The following is a 22,808-nucleotide window of genomic DNA, read 5'->3' on the forward strand; positions in this document are numbered from 1 at the left end:
CCTATTTGATTGTGACCTCAGTCACTGTTGCCTTGTAGGGGAACTCGGTCGGATCGCTGTTCTTGGGCAGCTGGGTCACCCTGATAACGATGGTGTCGACCTCCTGGGGGTTGTCGACCTTGAGGGTGGTGCTTCCCGAGGTGAAGGCGCCCTCGGCGAGGACCGTACCGCCGCCTGCGTTGCTGAGGTCCGTGGCGCGGATCTCAAGATGTCCGCCCTCGTTGGTTCCCTGCAAGTCGATCTCAGAGACCTTGGCGCGGCTCTTGAGCTTGATCTCGATGTCGATCGGCTGGAGCAGCTCTTGACTGCTGCTGTTGTGGGAGAACCAGGCGTGGCTCGTGTCCCCGTCAGCCAGGTACTGCTGGTTGTTGGCCTGTTGCGTGCTCAGGTTGTTGACCACGTTGACACCGGCGATCTCGGGCTTGGCCTCAGCCGGCTGGGGCGCGGGCTGCTGTCCGCCCCCGCCGCCGTTCTCCTGGGCACTGGCCGAGGGGACGGTGTCAGCGGCCGCGCGGTCCTTGTCCGCGAAGGGGATGCCGATCGTCTGGTACACGATGTAGCTGGCCACCACGAGCAAGACAATGACCATGAGGAAGAAGGTGACCAGGACCGAGCTGGTCGTGCGCTGCTCGCGGCGAGCGGCCTCGGGGTCGACTTCCTCGTCCTCGTCGTCATCGAAGGCCGGGAAGCTGCCGGTGAAGGGCTCGGCCGGGACCGGCGCGGGCCCGGGAACGGTCTCGGAGGCGGTCGACAGGACGTTCGGGATCGGGTTCGTCGGCCCGGTGACCTGGACGTAGACGTCGTCGGTGGACTGCTCCTGCGCAGCCGCCGACTCCGGCTGCTGCGGATCAGGAGCCTGCGGGGCCGGTGCTGCGGCAGCCGAGGCCGCCTCGACGACGGCAGTCTGCTCGGTCGGTGTGTCGGAGGCGGTGGGCACGACGGACGGTGCCGGCTCCGGCTGAACCGGTGCGGGTGCCGTCTGCCCCGGCGGTGCGCTGACCGTGGTGCTCTTGCCCGCACCGCTGCGCCGCAGCCGGTCCAGGACTCCGCGCGCCACGTTGGCGACACCGGCTCCCGCGGCACTGACGGCGGCCGAGGCACCTGCGGCACCGCCACCAGTGGCGCCGCCGCCGCTCGATGAGGGGTGCTGGGACGAGGGGCGCTGCGCCGGTCCGGACTCGTGGTAGCCGGCCACCTGGTCCCAGGTGCCCAGTGAGCGCGCCACCTCAGCGGCGGAGATGGGGGGCTGGCTGCTCCAGGTGCGTTCGCACAGCTCGTCCAGGACCGGGTCGATTCCCGGCACGAGCGTGGAGGGCTTGACCGGGACACCGCCCAGTCGAGGTGCGGAGGGAATACCCGGCCGCTTGCCCGGCCACCGGCCGGTCAGGCCGTAGTAGAGGATCTCCACCAGGGAGCGGGCGTCGGCACGGTCCGCGGCCGATGGGTCATGGCCGGCGACCCGGCTCTCCAGATCGAGGGCGGCGGCCTCAATGCCCAGGCCACTGACCTTCACCGTACCGTCGGGAAGAACGCGGATGGACTCCGGCGACAGGTTGAGGTGGTGCAGTCCCCGGCGAGCACCGGCGTCCAGCGCCTGTGCGGTCTCACCGATGATGGCGCGCGCCTGCGCCGGGGGCATGCCCCGGGAGACCAAGGAGGAGAAGGTCCTTCCGGTCAGCGGCTCGGTGACGATGACGGAGGGTTCGGCGCGCTCGACGTCATAGACCTGCTGGAGACGCTGGTCCTCGACCAGGACCGCCCTGCTGGCCGACTCCAGGACGTTGTCGCGATGAAGCGTCGCGTCGGTGAGAACCAGGATCGTGACGTCTCGATCCAGGATCGTGTCGACGCCACGGTGCCTGACAATGCGCGGCAGGGTGGTGGACAGCGTTCCCAGGAGCCCGTAGCGACCACTGCCGATCGGCGTCGCCTCCGACATGCGTCTCCTTCCTTGAGATGGTTGTCCATCTGAACCAGTTGACCCCATCGTAACTGTCCGCGGGCTCCAGACCGGGGTGATGTGGCCGGTGTGGGCAGAGCTGTGTGACGGGTGGGTGGCGGAGCGCCCTGTGGCCCCCCGCGACGGGGGAATGCTGGCCGGCAGCGACGGCGGGATACTCCCGGGTGCGTTGGCTGGGAGGTGCCCCGGGGTGGGCCAGTGGTGGGAGGAGCCGGCTGCGGCATCGGCGCTCGGGGGCGGCGGCGCGGCCGCGGCCTGCGAGGGTGCCGGTGGCGGCGGTGCGAGACGCTGGACGGGCTGCCCGTGGTGAGGGTGGCCCGCCGCGGCCTGCGAGGGGTGGCCGGCCGCGGGCTGGGACCCCATTTGACCCGGCTGTCCCCAGGAGCGGGTCTGGGCCTGAGCCGGTGGCGGTGGTGCGGGCGGAATCGCTTGAGCACCCCCGGAGGTGTAGCCAACAGCACCATGCGCCGTCGTCCCCGTTGAAAGACCGGAGGGGCCTGAGGCCGCCTGAGCCGGTGGCGGCGGGGGCGCAGGCGTCTGGACGGCGGCCATCTGAGCGGTCGCCTGGGTCTGTGGCTGCGCCGGCGACAACCAGGCCGCCGCCGCCAGGACCGCTCGCCCGGGGGCGCCGGGCAGACGCCGGCCGAGCGTGGACAGGATCCGCGAGAAGGGCCGGAAGGCGACCGTGATCTCCTCGATCCGGACAATGCGCCCCATCAGCAGGTAGATGAGCGACATGACGGTGGCGACGACGGCGATGTGTCCGAGGGCCGCGGTCATGTTGGCCAGGGAGGAGTCGGTGTCGATGTCACCGAGCATCGTGTTGAGCAGGATCCCGACGACGACCGCGGGCGCCACCGCCATGATGAGACGCAGGTGGGTGGTGACGATCTTGCGGCCGTCGAGGCTGGGCAGGTGGGAGCGCATCATGGGGATGACCACCACGCAGCCCCCGATCTGGCTGATCGTGTTGGCCGCGCCCGCCCAGGTCATCCAGTGGTTGGCCGGGGCGACGAAGTAGGCCAGGACGCACAGGATCACGGGGATGACGCCGACGACGACGTCGGCCAGCAGCAGCCGCTTGGTATCGGAGTAGGCCAGCATCACCCGCTGGGTCCCGAACCAGATCCCCTGCGGGACGATGCCCAGTGCCAGAGCGATGAGCATGGGGGCGCTGGCCTGGGCTTCGGGCAGGGAGATCGAGGGGGTGAAGAGCTGCAGGGCCGGGACGGCCAGGACGCAGATGCCGGCGGTGGCCAGCACCGTGAAGACGCCCGCCGAGCGCAGTCCCAGAGAGAGGTCCTCGCGCACGCCGGCCGCGTCCCCGGCCGCGGCCTTCTCACTCATCCGGGTGAACAGGGCCGTGATGATGGAGGTGACCACGAGGGACTGGGGCAGCATGTACACCAGGTAGGCGTTGAGCCACATGGTCGTGGAGGGCACGATGACGTTCGCGTACTCGGGCTGCTCGGAGGCCGTCACCGCGTAGGAGCCCAGGTTGGAGGTGATCCAGTTGCTCAGACTGGCCACGCCCACCCCGGCCAGCGCCCACAGGGCCACCTTGACGGTCTTGCCCAGCCCCAGGCCCCGCACCCCGAAGATGATGCGCGGCCGGAACCCGGAGCGCACCAGGGGGATGTAGAGGATCAGCGCCTGGACCGCGATGCCCAGGGTCGTCGTCGCCCCGATGAGGGTGATCCGGCCCCAGCCCCAGACCTCTGCGCCTTCACCGGCGGTGTAGCGGCCGTAGATATGGAGGTAGAACAGGATCGAGGCGATCGAGATGATGTTGTTGAGCACCGGCGACCACATGTAGGGCCCGAAGCTCGAGCGGGCGTTGAGCACCTGCCCCCACAGGGCGTACAGGCCGTAGAAGAAGACCTGCGGCATGAACCAGAACGCGAAGGCGAAGGACAGCGCTCGCCACTGCCCCTGGGCCAAGGAGTTGGCGTTGAGGGTGAAGATGAGGGGCGCGGCCGCGGTCGCGATGCACGTGACCGCCAGCATGAGCGTGGCCGCGGCGGTCAGGAGGCGGTTGACGACCTCCTCGCCGTTGCGCCGTCGCAGCGCCTGAACGATCTGCGGCACCAGGATCGCGTTGAGGATCCCGCCGATCATCATGTTGTACAGGTAGGTGGGCAGGTTGTTGGCCGTGTTGAAGGCGTCGGCGGCCCCCGACCCGGTGGCGCCCAGCGCCATGACGATCAGGGCGTTGCGCACCATGCCCAGAATGCGGGAGACCAGGGTCCCCGAGGCCATGATGGCCGAGGAGCGCGCCAGGGAGGCCTGGCTGCGCCCCTGGGAGGAGGATCGCCCGATCCGTACACGCTTGATGATGCTCATGCCGTCTCCTGTGCAGCCGGGGCCACTGCGGTGCGGCGGCCTCGTCGTACTGTCCTCACCGTACCGGTCACCACGATGGCGACCAGGACCCCGACGATGACTCCGGTGCCGCGTCCCTCCCAGTCGGCGCGTACGCGCATGTTGACGGTGGTGGGGGTGCCCACGGTGGTGCCGTCGGCGGCGAGCACCTGCACCGTCAGGGCGACGTCGCCGGAGCCGACGGCCTGGATCGGCACTGTGACCTTGGCCTGTTGGTGGGCCGGGACCCGCACGGTGGTGGTGCGCGGGACCCGGAGTCGCTTGTTGTTCGAGACCAGGTAGACCTGAACCGTCACGTCCTGGTTCAGGGAGGAGGTGATGCGCACCGGCAGCTGGGCCTCGGAGCTGATGACGTTGATGGTCGACGACGGCACCGCGGCCAGCGAGGAGGTGACGCCGGCGCCGGCCGCCTCGGCATTGGGGATCTGGGCATTGCGGGTCTTGGGGTCGGAGCGCCAGGACGCTGAGGAGACCACCGTCTCCAGGCTGGTGTAGTCGCCCAGGAGGGCGGCCGGCTCGGAAAGCACTGAGGAGATCGACTGCAGGGTTGTGGCGGTACGATCGGCGGCGGCGAGGGTGTCGGCGGGCAGCTCGTTGACGTCGATCACCGTGTCCGGCATCTCGGAGCGATCGATCCGCGAGGTGCCCTCGGCCACGGCCGAGACCTCCTGTTGGGCGTGCTCCTGGAGGGTGGACAGAGGCTGGGACTGGGTCCAGGGGACTGAGCGCAGGGCGGCCACCCGCTCGCGCACGACCGATGACTGCACGGCGGAGGCGGCCCGGCGGGGCATCGCCACAACGATGTCCCGCTCCAGCGCCGGGGCCTGGCGGGCCAGGATGGCACTGTCGCTGCGCAGCAGCTGGCGGGTGTCGAGCGCGGTGGCCTGGGCGCTCTGGGTGGTCGGGGTGCCCTGATCGGAGGCAGTGGGTTTGGCGTCCTCACCGGTGAGCGCCCCCGACAGGGACTGCTCCGGGATCAGGACCGCGTGGTCCCCGGAGGCGCCCAGACCGGAGGGGGTGTAGGTGAGGTCGTCGGACGGCGACAAGGACTCCGGTGAGGCGATGATGGTCGAATCCGGCTGCGCCAGCGCATTGACGGTGGTGGCGTCCGCGACGCTGGAGGCCAACCAGGACACCGACGTCGGGGCCCCCACCTTGACGATGGCCGACTCCTGGGTGCGCCGTGCGGCGGTCTCGATGAGGCTCGTCTGCTGCAGGTGCGCCAGGGCCGCGGTGTCGGAGTCGCCCCACGGCAGAGCCACGAGGCTGTCGGTGTGGATGGCCCGCGCGAGAGCCGCGGAGAGCTGGATGACCTCGTTGGAGACTTGAGACGTCTTCTTGTCCGACGGCGACGTCGCGGTGCCCCCCGCCTGCGGGGACGGGGCGGCGCTCGCCGAGGGGGCCGGCGTCGACGGCGCGGTCGGGGCCGACGATGCGGAGGAGTCGGCGCTCTGGGGCGCCTGAGGGGAGGCGTCCGGCGTGGAGGGCTGGGAGCTGCTGTTGCGGGCGGCCTGCTCGAGGCTGGCCGTGGTGACACCGAGGGCCTCGATCAGTGCCGGGTCGACGGCGACCACGACGCCGTCGCCGGCCATGCTCACCAGGCCCTGGACCCGGTTGTGGATGCGACTGAGGGCCTCCGTGCGCTCCTGGGTATGCGGGGCGGACAGCACCGCCATCTCCTGAGCGGAGGCGGTCACCGGCAGGAAGACGGTCATGCGCACCGGCGCGACGGAGGTGCCGCTGTCCCACACGAGGATGCTGCGGTCCTGGGCCAGGGAGACGTCCTGGGTCGCCAGGGCGACGGAGACGCCGCGCGGCCCCCACTGGTCAGTGCTGTCCAGCGGCAGCTCGTCGGCGGGAATGGTGATGGAGAACTGGGAGACGCCCCCCGGCTGGAGGTCGTGACCCAGTGGGACTGTGAAGGGGTCGGACAGTCCTGACTCGTCGGTCCCGGTCAGCCACTTGCTCAGGCCCCGACTCGTGGCCTCCGTGGATCGCTGCACCCGCGTCACCAGGTCCGCCCCGGTGATGGTCTGAGCGGTTCCGTTGGTGATGGTGCCGGTCAGGTTGAGGTCCTGGTCGCTGTGGAGCACCTCGGGGGCCATGGCGTCGATGCTCACGGTCACCTGGTTGGTGGTCTTGTCCTTCTCCGCCGGGGCGGATGGGGTGGCCGTCGTCGAGGCCGACGTCGCGGACGGCTTCGCCAAAGCTGCCGGGGCGGCCGGGGCAATCTCAGCGGAGAGCCCGGCGGACTGCGCGAGCGGGAGTGTGCCGGAGCCCTGGTCCGCCTCGGCCACGGGCAGGGCGGCCACCGGCCACAGCACCAGGCCGGCCACTCCCAGTAGGGCGGCAATGGTCACCATCGCCCTGCTCCGCAGCCGGGAGCCCAGCGTGGTGACCACCTTCGCGTACACAGAGGCGGCGGTGCCCGTCATCCATCCCCCACCAGGATGTCCCAGGCCGCGGCCACGATACGGCGCTCGTTGGGGTAGGCCAGGCGGTGGGAGACGTCATCGAGGGCGACCCACTCGACGTCCTCGGCCTCATGGTCCGGGTCATTCTCCGTGGTCAGCGTGCCGCTGACCGCCTCCAGCAGGAAGTGGTGCACCACCTTGTGGACGCGGTGCTCGTGGCCGGCGAACCAGTAGTCGATGGTCGCCAGGTGGCGAAGAACCCGACCGGTGATCCCGGTCTCCTCCATGATCTCGCGGACCGCGGCCTGCTCGGGGGTCTCGGCGCCCTCCAGGTGCCCCTTGGGCAGGCACCACTCCAGGCGCCCGCCCCGGTTGCGCCGGGCGATGACCGCGGTGAAGGCCTGCCCGTTCTGGACGTCGACGACCAGGCCGCCGGCACTGGTCTCGTTGACGATGGGCAGGGCGCGTGCACTCGCCCGGTGGGCCGGGTTTCCGGCGCGGGGCGTGCGAGTGCGTGGAGAGGGCATGGGGACACTCTAGGGCGTCCGGGCCGCCGGGCGCCGCTGGCCGAGTACGTCGTCGCACACAACTGCGCCATCCGCGGACGGACGTGAGGGGGCGACGGCGGTCGGTGGCGGCCGTGGCCGCGGTGCGGGATGGTCCTCACCACAGGGTGGCGGAGGCCGAGGACGACGGCGCACCGGTGAGGGTTCATGGCAGGCTTGGGCCGATGACTGCGCACCCCGCTCCCGCTGACCCCGCCGACTCCCCGGAAGCCGCCGAGAACCGGGGCCTGACGCCTAAGGCCCGTCAGGCACTCGAGGGCCTGCCCCCCGCCCTGGCGGCCCTGGGCCACGCCTTCGTACGCGCCGGGCACGAGATCGCCCTGGTCGGCGGGCCGGTGCGGGACGCCTTCCTCGGCGTCGCCCCCCACGACCTGGACCTGACCACCTCGGCCCGCCCCGAGCAGACCGAGAAGATCTTGGCCGCCTGGGGCGAGACCACCTGGGACGTGGGCCGGGCCTTCGGCACCATCGGCGCGCGCAAGGGCTCCACCATCGTGGAGGTCACCACCTACCGCACCGAGGCCTACGAGGTCGGCTCGCGCAAGCCCCAGGTGACCTACGGTGACACCCTCACCGGGGACCTCACCCGCCGCGACTTCACCGTCAACGCCATGGCGCTGCGCCTGCCCGACCTCGAGCTCGTCGACCCCTGCGGCGGCCTGGCCGACCTGAGCGCCGGCATCCTGCGCACCCCCGTCAGCGCCGAGCAGTCCTTCGACGACGACCCCCTGCGCATCATGCGGGCCGCCCGCTTCGCCGCCCAGCTCGGCTTCGACGTCGAGATGGACGTCATGACCGCCATGGAGGAGATGGCCCCCCGCCTGGAGATCGTCTCCGCCGAGCGCGTGCGCGCCGAGCTCGAGCGCCTGCTCATCAGCCCCTGGCCCCGGCGCGGACTGGAGCTCATGGTCCACACCGGCGTGGCCGACGTCGTCCTGCCCGAGCTGAGCGCCCTGCGCGAGACCGTCGACGAGCACAAGCGCCACAAGGACGTCTACGAGCACACCCTGACCGTCCTGGACCAGGCCATCGACCTGGAGACCGGGCCCGACGGGCCCGTCCCCGGCCCCGACCTGGTGCTGCGCCTGGCCGCCATCCTCCACGACATCGGCAAGCCCGCCACCCGCCGCTTCCTGCCCGACGGCACCGTCACCTTCCACGGCCACGACCACGTCGGCGCCCGGATGACGGCCAAGCGGCTGCGGGCCCTGCGCTTCGACAAGCAGACCATCAAGGACGTCTCCCGGCTGGTCGAGCTCCACCTGCGCTTCCACGGCTACGTCGACGCCGCCTGGTCGGACTCGGCCGTGCGCCGTTACGCCACCGACGCCGGTCCCCTGCTGGAGCGCCTCCACCGGCTCACCCGGGCCGACGTCACCACCCGCAACCGCCGCAAGGCCGCCATGCTGGACCGCGCCTACGACGACCTCGAGGAGCGCATCGAGGCCCTGCGCGCCGCCGAGGAGCTGGCCGCCATCCGCCCCGACCTCGACGGCGGCCAGATCATGGCCGAGCTCGGCGTGGCCCCCGGGCCGGTCGTCGGCGAGGCCTACCGTTTCCTCATGGACCTGCGCATGGAGAAGGGGCCCATCGGCGAGGACCTGGCCCGCCAGGCACTGCGCTCCTGGTGGGCGGCCCGCCAGAAGAGCTGAGGGAGACAGAGTGCTTGAAGCCTCAAGGGAGCTGCGGGTCGGTGTCGTCGGCATCGGGGCCCGCTGCTACCTGGCCGCGCTCGCGGACTCCTCGCCGGTCCCGGCCCGGCTCGTGGTCGCGGCCGACACCGCCCCCGACGCCGTCGAGCGCGCTCGGCGGCTCCTGCCCGAGGGCGTGGCGGTCGTGGCCGACCACCGCGACCTGCTGGGGTTCGGGATCGACGCCGTCGTCCTGACTACCCCCGACGACACGCACGAGGAGCTGGCCTGTTTCTTCCTCGAGGCCGGCATCCCGGTCTACCTGGAGAAGCCCCTGGCCATCACCATCGAGGCCGCCGACCGCATCCTTGAGACCGCCCGGCGCACCGGCACCCGCCTCTACGTGGGCCACAACATGCGCCACATGGAGGTGGTGCGGCTGCTGAAGTCGATCATCGACTCCGGGCGGATCGGTGAGGTCAAGGCCATCTGGTGCCGCCACTTCGTGGGCAACGGCGGCGACTACTACTTCCGCGACTGGCACGCCGAGCGCCGCCACGTCACCGGCCTGCTGCTGCAGAAGGCCGCCCACGATATCGACGTCATGAGCTGGCTGGCTCACTCCGCGCCCGCCCGCGTCGTCGGCATGGGCGGACTCATGGTCTACGGGGAGGCCGAGCGGCGCCCGGCGGGGACGAGCGCCGGCACTGTCATGCAGGACTGGTTCAGCCTTGAGCACTGGCCCGCCGACGAGGTGGACGGGCTCAACCCCGTCATCGACGTCGAGGACCACTCCATGCTCATGATGACCATGCGCAACGGGGTCATGACCTCCTACCAGCAGTGCCACTTCACCCCCGACTACTGGCGCAGCTACACGGTCATCGGTACCCGCGGCCGGGCCGAGAACCTCGGTGACGGGGCCGGCGACGTCGTCAAGGTGTGGACTGAGCGCACCGAGCACTACTCCGAGCGCGCCACCCAGGAGTATGTCATCGCCGAGGAGGGCACCGGGCACGACAGCGCCGACCAGCTCGCCATCGACGAGTTCCTGCGCTTCGTGCGCGGCGGCGGGGCCACCGAGGTCTCCCCGGTCAGTGCGCGCGACGCCGTCGCGGCCGGCGTGCTGGCCACCCGGTCCCTGCGCTCGGGCTCCGTGCCCTTCGACGTGCCCGAGCTCGACGTGGAGCTGGCGGCCTACTTCCACCGTGGGCAGCACAATCCTCACACACCGACCGAATCTTCATAAACGACGCGGCTCCGCGTCATCTTTGAAGAAAATGTCGGTCTGTACGGTCGGTAGCACGTACAGTGCGAGCCGGGCGGTGCCGGTGCCTCGCGGGGGACCCGAGCCGCGGGCAGGACAGGCCGGAGCCGAGGAGAGCGCATGATTCACCACATTACCCTGACCGGGCGGAGCATCGCCCTGGCCTGCGACGGCACGGTGACCACCCAGCACGGGGCCGGCGGCGCCACCGGCGCGGTCTATGTCGAGGCCTCCCACCTGACCCTCCTGCACGACATGCGCGACGGCGAGTTCTACCGCACCGGCCAGAACTCCTGGTCGCCGTCGGGCTGGCGCCGCCTGAGCGAGGCGCCCATGCGTATCGCCGATGAGCAGCGCCGTCGGACCGCCGACGACGCCCCCTGGGACGACCCGGCCCGCCACCACTCGGCCTGGATGGCGGTCCTGGAGGACTCCGCCGGGGCGCTGCTCGTGGGCTGCCTGGACGGGCGCACGCCGCGGCTGCGCGCCGACACCGCGGTCCTGGAGGCCTTCACCGAGTCCGGCGACCCGGCGCGCTGGGTGATCCTGCCCGGCCCGGCCACCGCCGTCATGGCCCGCTACGCACGCGAGCTCGGCGAGAGCCTGGGGGGCCGGGCGATCGAGCCGCAGAGCGTGTGGTGCTCCTGGTACTCCTACTACGAGGGCATCTCGCAGGAGGCCCTCGAGCGGGAGATCCCGCAGGTCGCCGAGCTGGGCTTCAAGACGCTTCAGATTGACGACGGCTGGGAGGTCGCGGTCGGCGACTGGGAGGCCGGCGAGAGCTTCGGCGACGGCATGGAGGCCGCCGCGACCCGGATTCGGGAGGCCGGCATGCAGCCGGGCCTGTGGGTGGCGCCCTTCATCGCCCTGCCCGGCTCACGGGCCGTGCGCGACTACCCGGAGATGTTCGTCCACAACGCCGACGGCGGACTGGCCGTGGCCGGCTCCAACTGGGGCGGCGACTACTACGCGCTGGACACGACCCACCCCACCGCCCAGACCTACGTGCGCAAGCTCATCGCCAAGATCGTCCACCGGTGGGGCTTCAGCTACCTCAAGCTCGACTTCATCAACGCCGCCGCCATCCCCGGCTACCGGCACCGCCAGATCGACCGGGAGGAGGCCTACCGCACTGGGCTGCGGCTCGTGCGCGACACCGCCGGGGAGGAGACCTTCCTGCTGGGCTCCGGGGCGCTCATCATGCCCTCCATCGGGCTGCTCGACGCGGTGCGGGTGGGGCCGGACGTGGCCCCCATGTGGGAGAACTACGCCTCCGACGACTTATCCGACGCCAAGGCCTACAACGCCCTGCACGCCGGCATCAACCGGCTCTGGCTGGGGCGGGTCATCGGGGTCGACCCCGACGTCGTCTTCTTCCGCCACCGCCGCAACCTCCTGGACGACACCCAGATGCAGTGGCTGCGCGACGTGGCCGAGGCCAGCCGCTACCGGTGCCTGTCGGACCAGATGACCTGGCTCGACGAGGAGGAGAAGGAGGCCGTGCGCGCCTTCCTGGCCGCCGAGGACGAGCCCCTGGAGATCCTGGGCCGCTACCGCTTCAGCCTGGGCGAGCGCGAGATCGACCTCACCGAGGCCATCGAGGGCAAAGCATCGGCCTACCCTCTGTGAGGCGGGGCTGGGGCGACGTCGGGGCCGGGAGCCGGCCGAGGTCCTACGGTCCCAGCAGGGCGGCGGGTACGACGGCGATCCCGTCCTCGTCCCGGTAGGCCAGACGGCCGGTGGTCACCAGGACTGCGTCCGCGAGCCTCGGCCCGATCTTCTTGCGCAGCCAGCGCAGGTGCTTGGTGTCCTCCGGCTTGGGGGTGGCCCTCGCCTTGATCTCGAAGGCGACGACCCGACGGTCGGCTCCTTCGAGGATGATGTCGATCTCCTGGAGCCCGCCTTTGGTGCGCAGGTGGAAGACCCGGGCGCTGAGGACCTCTGCGTAGACCTGAAGACTCTGAATCACCAGGGACTCGAATAGTGAGCCGAGTACTCGGGGGCGGCGTGGGGTGCCCCGAGGGCTGGTGAGGATCGGGTGGCCGACCCCGCGGAGGTTGAGAGAATAGGGAGGCCCCGCCGCCGTGGTGAGGCCTCCCCTGTGCAGGTGTCAGTCTTGTTTTGTTAGGACGTAGTCCACGAAACCAGGCTTCCAAGAAAACAGGCCACGCTTGTGCTCCGATACGATCACCCAGCCCTCGGCCAACAGTTTGGTTAGTTTGCGGGCCTCGCTCTTCCTGCGAATATCTAGGGTGATCTTCTTCGTCTTCGGTCTACTCATGATGACTTCCTTTTGGGATGGTAGGGGTGAACAAATACTACGCTGATGCCCGCTAGATGAAAAAGATGGCACTAGAAGCAGAACTCTTATGGCGTTGTGTGTGGGTTCAGTCGGTGCGTTCGGAGAAAGTTGTCTTGTGTTGACAGGTGAGTGATCTTGCTGCAACGCCAACTAAAGAGATGGTTGGTGATGTTGTTGTTGCGGGTGTAGGGTCTTCCTAAGAGTTGCCCGCTAACTCGCGCGATACGTTATGAACCGCGGTCTTTTCGAGTGAAGGGTGAGTTTACTCCACGAGGGCGGGGTGTATTGCCCAAGAGTTGTGTGTACTGCTCGAAATTACGCCCCTCATGGAGTACTCACGAGTCTTGTTTCCTAGCCCAGACTGATGTGCACTACACGTTAAATTCCACCCGTGTAGCTTAACTAACCCCTGCCGGATCCGGCCCCCAAGCCAGGGCGCCTACTGCATGAGGGGCGGGTGCTACTGGAAGAGGGTTGGGGCTACTCCGCGGGGGTCGGGGGTTCGTGCAGTACGCACAACCGTCGGTCAGTAGATCCCCACCCTCGTGGAGTGGGCCGGCTGGAGGCGGGGCGGGATAGCGCCGACGTCGAGCCACCGCCGGGAGGCTGCGCGGGAACCAGGCGGGAACCAGGCGGGAACCAGAGACGGCCGGTCAGAGGTCAGGCTGGGGAAAGCGGGGCCGGCCCCTGGGGTGAGGGCGCCCGGCCCGGCCGCCAGGACCTCGGCAGACCTCGCGGAGTCGAGCCCGTCGGCAGCTCAGTGTCCACGGTGCTGACATTAGCGGTCCCGCCGTCGAGGCGCCCAGCGGAAATCGTTGGAATTCCGCGGTTCTTTCTTGGATTGTGGTACCGGAGTGGCGTTAATGTCAGCCTTGTGGACACTGACGCCCCGCCAGGCTGCCGTGAACGCCCTGCTCCTCAGCCGGCCGCGACCTCGAAGGTTCCGACCCGCTCCGCGATCCCCGCCGCCAGGTCCTCGATCATCCTGGCGTCGTGGAGGCGTGTCCGCCAGCCCTCCGGGATTGCGCTGCGCCCGTAGAGCGCCCCCGCCAGCTGCCCATAGATGGCCCCGACGGTGTCGGCGTCGTCGCCCAGGTTCACGGCCAGCAGCGCCCCGTCGAGGAAGGTATCGGTCCTGGCCAAAGCCCACAGCGCCGCCTCCAGACTGTGCAGGACGTAGCCCGACGACGAGATCTCCTCGCGCTCCTTAACCCGGTAGGAGCCGCCCAGGATTGACGCCAGCGCGGGGCTGGTCACCTGCTCGGCCAGGCCCACGGCCACCGCGTACAGCTCTGCGTGAGACGCCCCCTGGATGGCGGCTGCGATCAGGCGTCCGTAGGCCCCGCACGCCTCGACGCACTCGACGGCCGGATGGGTGGTGCGTGAGCTGTCGGCGCAGAACCGTCCCGCTGCCTCGAGGTCGTCGCAGAAGGCCATCGCGACCGGTGCCAGGCGCATCAGCGAACCGTTGCCCGCGCTCATCCCACCGGCCGTCTCACGGTAGGGCTCGCCGGTGGCCTCGAACTCCCTCAGGGCGGTCAGGGTCTGGTTGCCGATGTCGAAGCACCGGCCCGTGCTGCTGAGGTACCCGTCGCGGTACCAACGGACGAACCGGCCCAGCTGGTCGCCCGGATCGTAGGTTCCGGTCTCCACCAGGCTCGCTGCGATGCACAGCGCCATGGACGTGTCGTCCGTCCACTGCCCTGGCGCCAGACCGAATACCCCGCCGCCCACCATGTCGGTGACGGGCGGGAAGGAGCCGCGCGGCTGGAACTCCACGGTGGTACCCAGGGCGTCGCCCACCGCCAGCCCCAGGAGGCTGCCCACCATCCGATCCTCATGCATGGGGTCACAGTACAGAGGATGGGCGGAGGACGACCGGGAATGACGGCCCACGGGTGGCTTCTCGGAGCCGGACCGGCCGGCTCCGGGCGGTCCGGGCGCCCGCCAGGACTCCGCCGTCGGGCCCCGCCTACTTGGTGGGGGTGCGGCCCAGGGTGAGGTAGCCGGGAAGCGTCTGGTCCTGGCCGGCGCTGGAGAAGCGCAGCGGCTGGCCCGAGTCCAGTGGGTTGACCACGCGCACCAGGATCGTGTTCTGTCCGGCCGGGTCTGCCGGGAGCTGCCCGGAGAAGGTCTGGGTCTTGCCGACCGCGACCTTGCGCAGGTCGCCGCTGAGCGTGGTGCGTCCGACCTCCATGCCGTTGGAGGTGTTGATGGCCACCGCCTCCACGTTCCAGTTGTAGTAGAAGGGCGCCACCCCGTTGTTGGCGATCTGCACCTCGACCTTGCCGTTGCGCATCCGCCAGCGCGCCACCGCCAGGTCGTAGCCGGTCTCGGCGGAGGCCTGCACGGTCCGCTCGCGCTCGGAGCCGTTGAGGGTCGTGGTGAAGGCCCAGTTGTCCACCAGCCAGCTCGCGTGCGTGGCCTTGATGGAGGCGTTGATGTCCACCGTTCCTCCGTTGGAGCCCGAGGCCATGCAGCTGCCCGGGTTGCGCACGGAGCACTCCTGGATGCCCGGGTAGATCTCGCCGCCGATGGGGTGCTGCTGCCAGGCCTGGTCTGCCTTGGCCTGCTTGAGCTTCGGCAGGAAGTGCCAGTCGGCGGTGTCCATCGTGGCGTAGCCGAAGGAGTCGTCGTGGTAGCCGACCCCGTGCTTGACCGTCTCCGCGGACGGGTAGCGTGCCAGCGTCGGCGTCACCTGGAAGGCGCTGCCCCAGGTGTCAACGAGGGTGTTCTGGTTCGCTGCCGACGGCATCCAGTTCTCGCCGGAGGGGTTCTCGCCGGAGACCTTGCCGTTCATCGGGTAGGTGTGCCCCTCGCCCCAGAAGCCCACCAGGCCGTGGGTGATGAAGGCCAGGCGCGGGTCGCCGTCGTACTGCTGGCCCAGGGCCGAGATGAAGCCGGTGAGCATCGACATCATCTCGGGGTCGTTGTAGTCCGGCGCCAGCGACTGGCCCGGCGCGTTGCCGTTGAACGTGTAGTCGTGGGTCGGCACCGCGTGGGAGCTCAGCAGGTAGGTCGGGATGCCGCTGGGGCGCCCGGGGTAGTCGACGTAGAAGCGCAGCACCGCCTGGTGTCCGCGCGAGGCGATGGCGTTGAGGTGCGCATCGAGCCTGTCCCACGAGTACGAGCCGGGCCCGGCGACGACGTCACTGACCGGCAGCGTCAGCCACTCCATCGTGTGGGGCGGGGCGTTCTCCTGCAGCGCCGGCGAGTGGGAGGCGTCCGCCGGCGCGAAGGGCATCATCCCCTTGAGCGGGTTGGCCTCCGGCGTGGCCGCCGCGGAGACCTCGATCCAGGCCCGGTTGCAGTTGCAGGCCCGGAACCCGGTGGCCAGGGACACCACGGCGACGAGCGCCATGAGGATGGCGCCCAAGCGCGGCTTGCGCCCCCTGCGGAGCCGGTCGAGCACCTGGTGTCCCAGGGAGGGAGTGCGATCGGAACCTGGGCCGTGCGATTGCTGCGCGGCCGCCGACGTGGAGCCGGAAGCTGCTGCAGAAGTGGTCTCGTCGTGCTGTGAATCGATCATAAAAACTTGTCAGGTAGGGACTTGGGCGTGGGTAAACCCTACCGGCCAGTTGAGCGGTCCACCTGTGCTATCGCTGACAACGTGCTCGGTTGACGGGGTGAAGGGCCTGTGCCACCCGTACTTTTGGAGGACATGAGAATTTCGTGTTGTGCCGCGTTCTGGCCGCATTCCGGCTGCGTTCCGGCAGCGGTCCGGCTGCGTTCCGACGTCGGCGGGTGACGCCATGCGGGACGACATTGCCGCCGCGCGCATAAGCGGCCATGATGACTCCGTGCGCGTTTTCAATTTCTCCGCCGGTCCTGCCCAGCTCCCCCTGCCCGTCCTCGAACAGGCCGCCTCCGAGCTCACCAGCTGGGGCGGATCGGGAATGTCCGTCCTGGAGGTCTCCCACCGCGGAGCGGACTTCGTGGCCTGCGCGGCCGACGCCGAGGCCACCCTGCGCCGCCTCCTGTCCGTCCCCGACAACTACCGCGTGCTCTTCCTCCAGGGCGGGGCCAGCGCCCAGTTCGCCGGCATCCCCCTCAACCTGACCGCCCCCGGCGACACGGTCGCCTACCTCAACACCGGCCAGTGGTCCGCCAAGGCCATCAAGCACGCCGGCGCTTACGAGCTCGACGTCGTCGTGCCCGCCGACGAGGCCGCCTCCTCCTACACGACCACTCCCGAGCCCGGCTCTTTCACGGTGCCCGAGGCGGCCCGCTACCTGCACTACACGCCCAACGAGACCATCGGCGGCGTCGAGTTCGACTACGTGCCCGAGGCCGGCGAGGTCCCGCTGGTAGCCGACTTCTCCTCCACGATCCTCTCCCGGCCCATCGACGTCTCCCGCTACGGCCTCATCTACGCCGGGGCTCAGAAGAACATGGGCCCCTCGGGCCTGGCCGTCGTCATCGTGCGCGAGGACCTGCTGGGGCGGGCCCGCCCGGTGACCCCCACCGTCCTGGACTACCAGAAGATGGCCGACGCCGACTCCATGCTCAACACGCCCCCCACCTTCGCCATCTACCTGCTGGGGCTCATCGGCCACTGGATCGAGGACGGCGGCGGCCTGAAGGCGATGGCCGAGCGCAACCGCGCCAAGGCCGAGCTCCTCTACGGCTACATCGACTCCTCCGACTTCTACGCCAACCCCGTTCAGGAGCGCTCGCGGTCCTGGATGAACGTGCCCTTCACCCTGGCCGACCCCGCCCGCGACGCCGACTTCCTGGCCGGCGCCCAGGCCGCAGGGCTCACCAACCTCAAGGGGCACCGCTCTGTGGGCGGCATGCGCGCCTCCATCTACAACGCCATGCCGATCGAGGGCGTGCGCGCCCTCATCGACTACATGACCGACTTCGCCGCCCGGGCCTGAGCGCCCGCCAGCTCACCATCCCGGCCGTCTCGCCTGGCCTGCGGGCCCGATCACCCGCCCGCGCGCCCAGTCGCCCGTCCCAACCGCTTCCTCCACCCGGACCGCTCTGCAGAAAGTACTTCCGTGACCACCAGCAGCGTTGACCACAAGTTCCGCATCCGTACCCTCAACGCCATCTCCGGGGCCGGCCTGTCCCGCCTGCCCGACGAGCTCTACGAGGTCGGCGGCTCCGTGGAGGAGCCCGACGCCCTCCTGGTGCGCTCGGCCAAGCTCCACGACACCCCCATCGAGGAGTCGGTCCTGGCCGTGGCCCGGGCCGGTGCCGGCACGAACAACATCCCGGTCGAGGCGCTCACCGAGCGCGGCGTGCCCGTGTTCAACACCCCCGGCGCCAACGCCAACGCCGTCAAGGAGCTGGTCCTGGCGGGACTGTTCATCGCCTCGCGCAACCTCATCCCGGCGGCCCGCTTCGCCCACACGCTCGAGGGCGACGACGCCGAGATCGCCAAGGCCGTCGAGGCCGGCAAGAAGCAGTTCGTCGGGTTCGAGCTGCCCGGCCGCACGCTCGGCGTCATCGGCCTGGGGGCCATCGGCGTGCAGGTGGCCAACGCCGCCCTGGGGCTGGGGCTCAACGTCGTCGGCTTCGACCCGGGAATCTCCGTGGAGCACGCCTGGCACCTGAGCGCGGAGGTCGAGCGGGCCGACTCCATGGAGGAGGTCTTCCGTCGCGCCGACATCCTCACCGTCCACGTGCCCCTCATCCCCGCCACCCGCGGGCTGGTGAGCACCCAGCGCCTGGCCCTCATGAAGGAGACCGCGGTGCTGCTCAACTTCGCGCGCGCCGAGATCGTCGACACCGACGCCGTCGTGGCGGCCCTGGACGAGGGCACGCTGCGCGGTTACGTGTGCGACTTCCCCTCCACGCAGGTTCACAAGCACCCCAAGTGCATGTCCCTGCCGCACCTGGGCGCCTCCACCAAGGAGGCCGAGCGCAACTGCGCCATCATGGCCGCCGACTCCCTGCGCGGCTTCCTCGAGGACGGGCAGGTCCACAACTCGGTCAACTTCCCCGAGGCCGTCATGGCGCGCCAGGAGGGCACGCACCGGCTCGTCATCGTCAACCGCAACGTGCCCAACATGGTCGGCCAGGTCTCCACGATCGTGGCCCAGCACGGGCAGAACATCGCCGACCTGCTCAACAAGTCACGCGGCGAGCTGGCGGTGACGCTGGTCGACGTCGAGGGCGAGATCGAGCCCAAGGTTCTTGAGGAGTTGCGCGCGATCGACGGCGTGCTGTCGGCGCGCTGCATCTGAGCCGACGCCCCGCGCTGCTGGGGCCCCGCGCGGCCGGTGACGTCTCGCGCGTGCGGGGCCATTCTCTTTCGGCTGGGGACATCTCGCGCGTGCGGGGACATTTCTGTGCGGCCGGGGACATTCGACGCCGTCGGGGACCAGATTCCTGTCCCCCGACGCGCAGGATGGCCCTGACTGGAACGAGACGCACCCGGCCGCGTGGAATGTCCCCGGCCGGTGGGGTCCGCACGTGCCAGATGCACCTGCGGACCCCGTGGGATGTCAGAGGTTGTTGATCCAGGCCCTGCGGTGCCCGAACAGCGAGAGCGTGGGCTTGTAGAGGAGCACGTACTGCCCTCCGGCCGACACGTCGGCATCGAAGCAGACATCGCCGCTGACCGAGCCACCCGCAATCAGCTTGGAGGCCGACAGGTGGTTGCTCGAACCCATGAAGCCGCTGTTGCTGATCGCCCCGGCCGGGTCCTGCAAGGTGAAGTCCAGGGCATTGACGTCCAGGGTGTTCTTGGAGCCGTTGGTGATCGTGATGGTCGAGCAGGCGGTGGGGCCCAGGGTGGCGTCACCCGCGGTCACAGGCGTGGCGCTGACCTTGATGCCGTCGTCGTCGATCGTGTCACCGGCGTTTCCGACGACGTCGTCGCGCTGCTTCCCGGGGAAGCTCAGTGCGGAGTCCGACTTCTCGGCATCCTTTGCCGGCTCCTGCTGCTGGGGGCTGGGTGCGGCTGCGGAGTCCTGGCCGGCGGTTGCTTGAGCGGGCGCGCTGGCCATCGACTGGATGGACGGCGGGGTGGCGGCGGTCGTGCTCGAGTTCCCCGAGCCCCCACCACCGTTGAGTGCGGAGGCGATCATGCCGACGGCGATGAAGGCGCCGATACCGGTGAGGATCTTGTGCCGGGCGAACCAGGAGCGCTTCGGCTCGGGAGTGGGCATGCCCATGCCTGCGGCCGGGGCAGGGAAGCCCGGGGCGGGGACACCGGCGGGTGAGGAAGGGACTGGGTTGACGGGGCTGGTCATGATGGGTCCTTCGAGATGCGGGAGGTGAGGCACTGAGCGGGATGCGGCAGTGCCCATCACGGTGTGTCGTCACCGGAGCTGACGGGATCAGCTGACGGGAACAACGATGGCCCCGGCCGTGCGGCGCGCACATCGACCGATGAGTCCGAGGCGGCCGTCCGAAAGGGCACTCGTCGCGACTGACCAAAAGGACGATGCCTCCCGCGCCGTAGCGCCCGAATCGTGTCCTATCGGGCGATCATGCGTGTCAGTGCCCGGTTCTACAGTGAGCACATGTCAGTCCCCACCTACCCGCCCACTCCTGGACCCGGCACCCCACCCGTGTCGGGCTGGAGCGGTAGCCCTGGGGGCGGTCGGACTGAGCCCACTGCGCCCGCCTTCGGGGCGCGGGCCCTGCCATACCCGCCGATCCCACCGGCCTACCCCTCCTATCCGAGATATCCGGGATATCCGGGGTACCAGGGGTACGCGGGAGTCGCCCCGCATCTCTCATACCCCGCTCCTTCCGCTGCTCCCGGTACTCCTACGGCGTCGGACCCGCGCCTCCGCCCTCCGATGACTGCGGTTCCCTCCACCCCTGTGCCGTACGCGCCTGTAAGACCGGCTCCGTCGTTCACGCAGTCCCTGTCCCCGTCGCAACGCCATGCCCTGCGCGTCACCCTGACGATCCTGCGATCCCTGGGCCTGTTCGCCCTGTGCGCCATGGGGTTCCTCATCGCGCTGGGAACACGTTTCAACCATGAGCAGGTTCTCAAGGAGAGTCACCACCCAGTGCTCGAAGCCGCTGGAATCCTCACGGGGCTGGGGCTTCTCGTGGCGTTCTTCCTGCGTCGGCGCTGGCCGGTGCCCATCACGGTCGTCTCGGCGCTTGCGAGTGTTGTCGCCGCCCTGGACACCACCGTGGGACTCATCGCCTTCACCACCGTGGTACGCCGGTCCCGCTCCCTGCGCGACCCTGTCCCGTGGGCGACGGGCGCGCTGCTCGCCGTCGGTACCCTGACGGCGCTCTTCCGAGACGCGAGCTACGGGGCCACCGGGAGCTCGATGATCGGTGCCTTCAACTCCTCCCCCGACCCCCATGCCGTGACCCATGTCTCGGTGCTGCAGGTGCTGTTCCTCGCGGTGGTGGCCATGTCCCTGCCGGTCGGCGTCGGACTGTGGCTGCGCGCGCGTGACGGGGAGAGGAAGGCCCGACGTCGCGCCCAGGAGGCGGCCGATGCCTCAGCCCAGGCCGAGCGCGCCGCCCAGGAGCAGACCCGGACCTCCACCCGGTTGGCGGACACCGTCAGCCTGCAGGCCGAGCGTGAGCGGGTGGCTCGCGAAGTGCATGACGGACTCGGCCACCGCCTGTCGCTGCTCGCCCTCCACGCCGCCGCCCTGGAGCAGGGCGTCCTGGAGACGTCGGAGAGCTCGAATGCCCCAGAGGGCTCGCAGGCCCCGGACTCAGCCGGCGCCGTCGGTGAGGACGATCCGCGGGCCGCCGCCCAGCGCGTGCGACAGGAGGCCCAGGGCGCCATGCGGGACCTGCGTTCCCTGCTCGCCGTGCTGCGCGAGCCGGTGGGGGCGGTTGAGCCCGCCCCGCGCCTGGAGGACCTCAGAGAGGTGGTGGACGGGGTTCTTGCCGCCCGCCAGCCGCTGAGTTCCTCGATCTACCTCGACCGCGCTGCGCAGGCCGATGAGGTGCTCTCGCGAGCCGTCTACCGGATCGTCCAGGAGTCCTTGACCAACGCCCGCAAGCACTCGCCCGGTACGAGTGTGCAGCTGCGCGTCGAGGGCGGTCCGGACACCGGCATCGACATCACCTGCTCCAACCGGATCTCTCGGACCGAGCCGGAGGCTCAGGACCCCGAGCCCTATGAGGTGCCTCAGGCCTCGGGTACTGGCCGAGGCGCAGCGTCAGGACCCGGAGTCGTCGTCGGTGACGCCCAGGGCGGCTCGGGCCTGCGCGGCATGGCCCAACGGGCGGCGATCTGCGGCGGTACCTTCCATGCCGGCCCCGACGGCCAGGGCAGGTTCGTCGTGAGCGCGCACCTGCCCTGGCGCTCGGCGGAGTCGCCCCGCACCGGTCGCTGAGCGGCCGCCAACCAGTATCTGCACAGCCCGAGATCGGAGATACCGGTCGGCGCGCAGCTCACGGGGAGGCACCATCCGGGGCCTGGGCCGTTGGGATGGTGATTGTGTCGGCGCACGCACCTAGGCTGGTCCCGTGCCCGATCCCTCCGCCGCCCCGGCCTCCTGGTCCGCGTCCCCCGCACCGGCCCACCCGGTCCGTGTCATCCTCGTCGACGACGACCCACTGACCCGCGCCGCCATCAAGCCGCTCCTGCGGCCGAGCCAGGACTACGTCGTCGTCGCCGAGGCCGGTGACGGCCGTGAGGCGATCGACGTGGTGGGCCGTATCGAGGCCGATATCGTGCTCATGGACCTGGGCATGCCCGTCATGGACGGGATCGAGGCCACCCGCCAGATCTGTGCCGCACCGCGCCACCCCCACGTCGTGGCGCTGACCACCTGGGACGTCGACGACGCCGTCGTGCGCGTCATTGAGGCCGGTGCGGTGGGGTACCTGCTCAAGTACTCCGCCTCCGAGGAGCTCCATGCCGGGCTGCGTCGGGTCATGGCGGGCGAGTCAGTGCTCTCGCCGGGGGCGCTTGCCGAGCTGCTGCGATATGTGCGTTCCCAGCCGACGGCGCCGACGATGACGGCCTATGACCTTCGCTCGCAGGAGCGTCAGCACGCCGTGGCCCAGGCTCAGCAGGCAGCGGCGGGGCTCAGCCGGCGCGAGCTCGAGGTCATCGCCGCGGCCGCCGAGGGACTGACCACCGAGGAGATCGCGAACCGGCTGTACATCTCGGTCTCAACCGTCAAGGCCCACCTGCGCAGTGCGCAAGAGCGGGTCGGTGCCCGTAACCGGGTGCACCTGGCGGTCCTCGCCGAACGCGCCGGGCTGCTGGGATAGGGGTGAGCCACCCCGACCGGTGAGGGTCGGGCGCTCTCACCCCACGGGCGGCAGCCTCCCCTCCCCTGGAGCTGGCTGCGCCTTCCCCTGCTTGGCCGCTTCTGGCGCCTGTGCGGGGCCCG

The 22,808-nt window shown here is 70.0% G+C and carries 15 protein-coding genes; 7 read left to right on the plus strand and 8 right to left on the minus strand.

Going from position 1 to position 22,808, the window contains the following annotated elements; translation table 11 throughout:
* Position 1: 1 nt before the first annotated feature.
* Genes HMPREF3165_RS01345 through HMPREF3165_RS01355 form a run of 3 tightly spaced genes read right to left on the minus strand, consistent with a single transcriptional unit; the run spans position 2 to position 7,283 of the window.
* On the minus strand, positions 2 to 4,303 hold the full coding sequence (locus HMPREF3165_RS01345; protein WP_070510295.1) for a murein biosynthesis integral membrane protein MurJ: 4,302 nt from the start codon (positions 4,301 to 4,303) through the stop codon (positions 2 to 4).
* A complete protein-coding gene (locus tag HMPREF3165_RS01350) occupies positions 4,300 to 6,777 on the minus strand; it encodes a DUF6049 family protein (protein ID WP_070510298.1) in 2,478 nt (825 codons plus the stop codon). Before HMPREF3165_RS01350 ends, HMPREF3165_RS01345 begins: the two co-directional genes overlap by 4 nt.
* Positions 6,774 to 7,283, minus strand: coding sequence for an NUDIX hydrolase (locus tag HMPREF3165_RS01355; protein ID WP_003788538.1), 510 nt, complete (start codon positions 7,281 to 7,283; stop codon positions 6,774 to 6,776). Before HMPREF3165_RS01355 ends, HMPREF3165_RS01350 begins: the two co-directional genes overlap by 4 nt.
* 203 nt (positions 7,284 to 7,486) lie before the next feature.
* On the opposite strand from HMPREF3165_RS01355, the gene HMPREF3165_RS01360 reads away from it, so the two are divergent.
* The 3 genes from HMPREF3165_RS01360 to HMPREF3165_RS01370 all read left to right on the plus strand — a co-directional run bounded on the left by HMPREF3165_RS01360 (position 7,487) and on the right by HMPREF3165_RS01370 (position 11,849).
* Positions 7,487 to 8,974 (plus strand): CCA tRNA nucleotidyltransferase, encoded by a 1,488-nt coding sequence (locus tag HMPREF3165_RS01360; RefSeq protein WP_043538005.1) that lies wholly within the window; start codon positions 7,487 to 7,489, stop codon positions 8,972 to 8,974.
* 10 nt (positions 8,975 to 8,984) lie between these two features.
* Complete coding sequence (locus tag HMPREF3165_RS01365; protein ID WP_083303136.1) at positions 8,985 to 10,202, plus strand: Gfo/Idh/MocA family protein; 1,218 nt, start codon at positions 8,985 to 8,987, stop codon at positions 10,200 to 10,202.
* A 138-nt stretch (positions 10,203 to 10,340) separates the two neighbouring features.
* Positions 10,341 to 11,849, plus strand: coding sequence for a glycoside hydrolase family 36 protein (locus HMPREF3165_RS01370; RefSeq protein WP_070510301.1), 1,509 nt, complete (start codon positions 10,341 to 10,343; stop codon positions 11,847 to 11,849).
* 43 nt (positions 11,850 to 11,892) lie between these two features.
* On the opposite strand, the gene HMPREF3165_RS01375 is transcribed toward HMPREF3165_RS01370, so the two are convergent.
* From HMPREF3165_RS01375 to HMPREF3165_RS01385, 4 genes are all read right to left on the minus strand, one after another.
* Positions 11,893 to 12,327: a DUF4143 domain-containing protein gene (locus HMPREF3165_RS01375; protein WP_370991886.1), complete on the minus strand. Its 435-nt coding sequence runs from the start codon at positions 12,325 to 12,327 to the stop codon at positions 11,893 to 11,895.
* Positions 12,328 to 12,330: 3 nt separating this feature from the next.
* Entirely contained in the window at positions 12,331 to 12,501 is a 171-nt protein-coding gene (locus HMPREF3165_RS13375) for a hypothetical protein (RefSeq protein WP_176746983.1), read from the minus strand.
* 939 nt (positions 12,502 to 13,440) lie between these two features.
* The gene (locus tag HMPREF3165_RS01380; protein ID WP_070510307.1) at positions 13,441 to 14,367 is read right to left on the minus strand and encodes an ADP-ribosylglycohydrolase family protein; all 927 of its coding nucleotides are present in this window, start codon (positions 14,365 to 14,367) and stop codon (positions 13,441 to 13,443) included.
* Between the two features lie 127 nt (positions 14,368 to 14,494).
* Entirely contained in the window at positions 14,495 to 16,051 is a 1,557-nt protein-coding gene (locus tag HMPREF3165_RS01385; RefSeq protein ID WP_070510310.1) for a DUF4832 domain-containing protein, read from the minus strand.
* A 271-nt stretch (positions 16,052 to 16,322) separates the two neighbouring features.
* On the opposite strand from HMPREF3165_RS01385, the gene serC reads away from it, so the two are divergent.
* On the plus strand, positions 16,323 to 17,402 hold the full coding sequence (gene serC / locus HMPREF3165_RS01390) for a 3-phosphoserine/phosphohydroxythreonine transaminase (RefSeq protein ID WP_070510313.1): 1,080 nt from the start codon (positions 16,323 to 16,325) through the stop codon (positions 17,400 to 17,402).
* 123 nt (positions 17,403 to 17,525) lie between these two features.
* A complete protein-coding gene (locus HMPREF3165_RS01395; protein ID WP_070510316.1) occupies positions 17,526 to 18,716 on the plus strand; it encodes a phosphoglycerate dehydrogenase in 1,191 nt (396 codons plus the stop codon).
* A 261-nt stretch (positions 18,717 to 18,977) separates the two neighbouring features.
* Here HMPREF3165_RS01395 and HMPREF3165_RS01400 read toward each other — a convergent pair whose 3' ends face one another.
* Positions 18,978 to 19,727, minus strand: coding sequence for a DUF4352 domain-containing protein (locus HMPREF3165_RS01400; RefSeq protein WP_070510317.1), 750 nt, complete (start codon positions 19,725 to 19,727; stop codon positions 18,978 to 18,980).
* 579 nt (positions 19,728 to 20,306) lie between these two features.
* On the opposite strand from HMPREF3165_RS01400, the gene HMPREF3165_RS01405 reads away from it, so the two are divergent.
* Positions 20,307 to 21,800, plus strand: coding sequence for a sensor histidine kinase (locus HMPREF3165_RS01405; RefSeq protein WP_256274725.1), 1,494 nt, complete (start codon positions 20,307 to 20,309; stop codon positions 21,798 to 21,800).
* Between the two features lie 133 nt (positions 21,801 to 21,933).
* Complete coding sequence (locus HMPREF3165_RS01410) at positions 21,934 to 22,686, plus strand: response regulator (RefSeq protein ID WP_070510321.1); 753 nt, start codon at positions 21,934 to 21,936, stop codon at positions 22,684 to 22,686.
* Positions 22,687 to 22,808 lie beyond the last annotated feature (122 nt).

It is taken from the genome of Actinomyces sp. HMSC08A09 (assembly GCF_001807465.1).
GTDB lineage: Bacteria > Actinomycetota > Actinomycetes > Actinomycetales > Actinomycetaceae > Actinomyces > Actinomyces oris.

Excerpts from the sequence above, each read along its gene's own strand:
- HMPREF3165_RS01370 (WP_070510301.1), top strand. The coding sequence starts at position 10,341 with ATGATTCACCACATTACCCTGACCGGGCGGAGCATCGCCCTGGCCTGC.
- HMPREF3165_RS01360 (WP_043538005.1), top strand. The coding sequence starts at position 7,487 with ATGACTGCGCACCCCGCTCCCGCTGACCCCGCCGACTCCCCGGAAGCC.
- HMPREF3165_RS01380 (WP_070510307.1), bottom strand. The coding sequence starts at position 14,367 with ATGCATGAGGATCGGATGGTGGGCAGCCTCCTGGGGCTGGCGGTGGGC.
- HMPREF3165_RS01400 (WP_070510317.1), bottom strand. The coding sequence starts at position 19,727 with ATGACCAGCCCCGTCAACCCAGTCCCTTCCTCACCCGCCGGTGTCCCC.
- HMPREF3165_RS01385 (WP_070510310.1), bottom strand. The coding sequence starts at position 16,051 with ATGATCGATTCACAGCACGACGAGACCACTTCTGCAGCAGCTTCCGGC.
- HMPREF3165_RS01345 (WP_070510295.1), bottom strand. The coding sequence starts at position 4,303 with ATGAGCATCATCAAGCGTGTACGGATCGGGCGATCCTCCTCCCAGGGG.
- HMPREF3165_RS01355 (WP_003788538.1), bottom strand. The coding sequence starts at position 7,283 with ATGCCCTCTCCACGCACTCGCACGCCCCGCGCCGGAAACCCGGCCCAC.
- HMPREF3165_RS01350 (WP_070510298.1), bottom strand. The coding sequence starts at position 6,777 with ATGACGGGCACCGCCGCCTCTGTGTACGCGAAGGTGGTCACCACGCTG.
- HMPREF3165_RS13375 (WP_176746983.1), bottom strand. The coding sequence starts at position 12,501 with ATGAGTAGACCGAAGACGAAGAAGATCACCCTAGATATTCGCAGGAAG.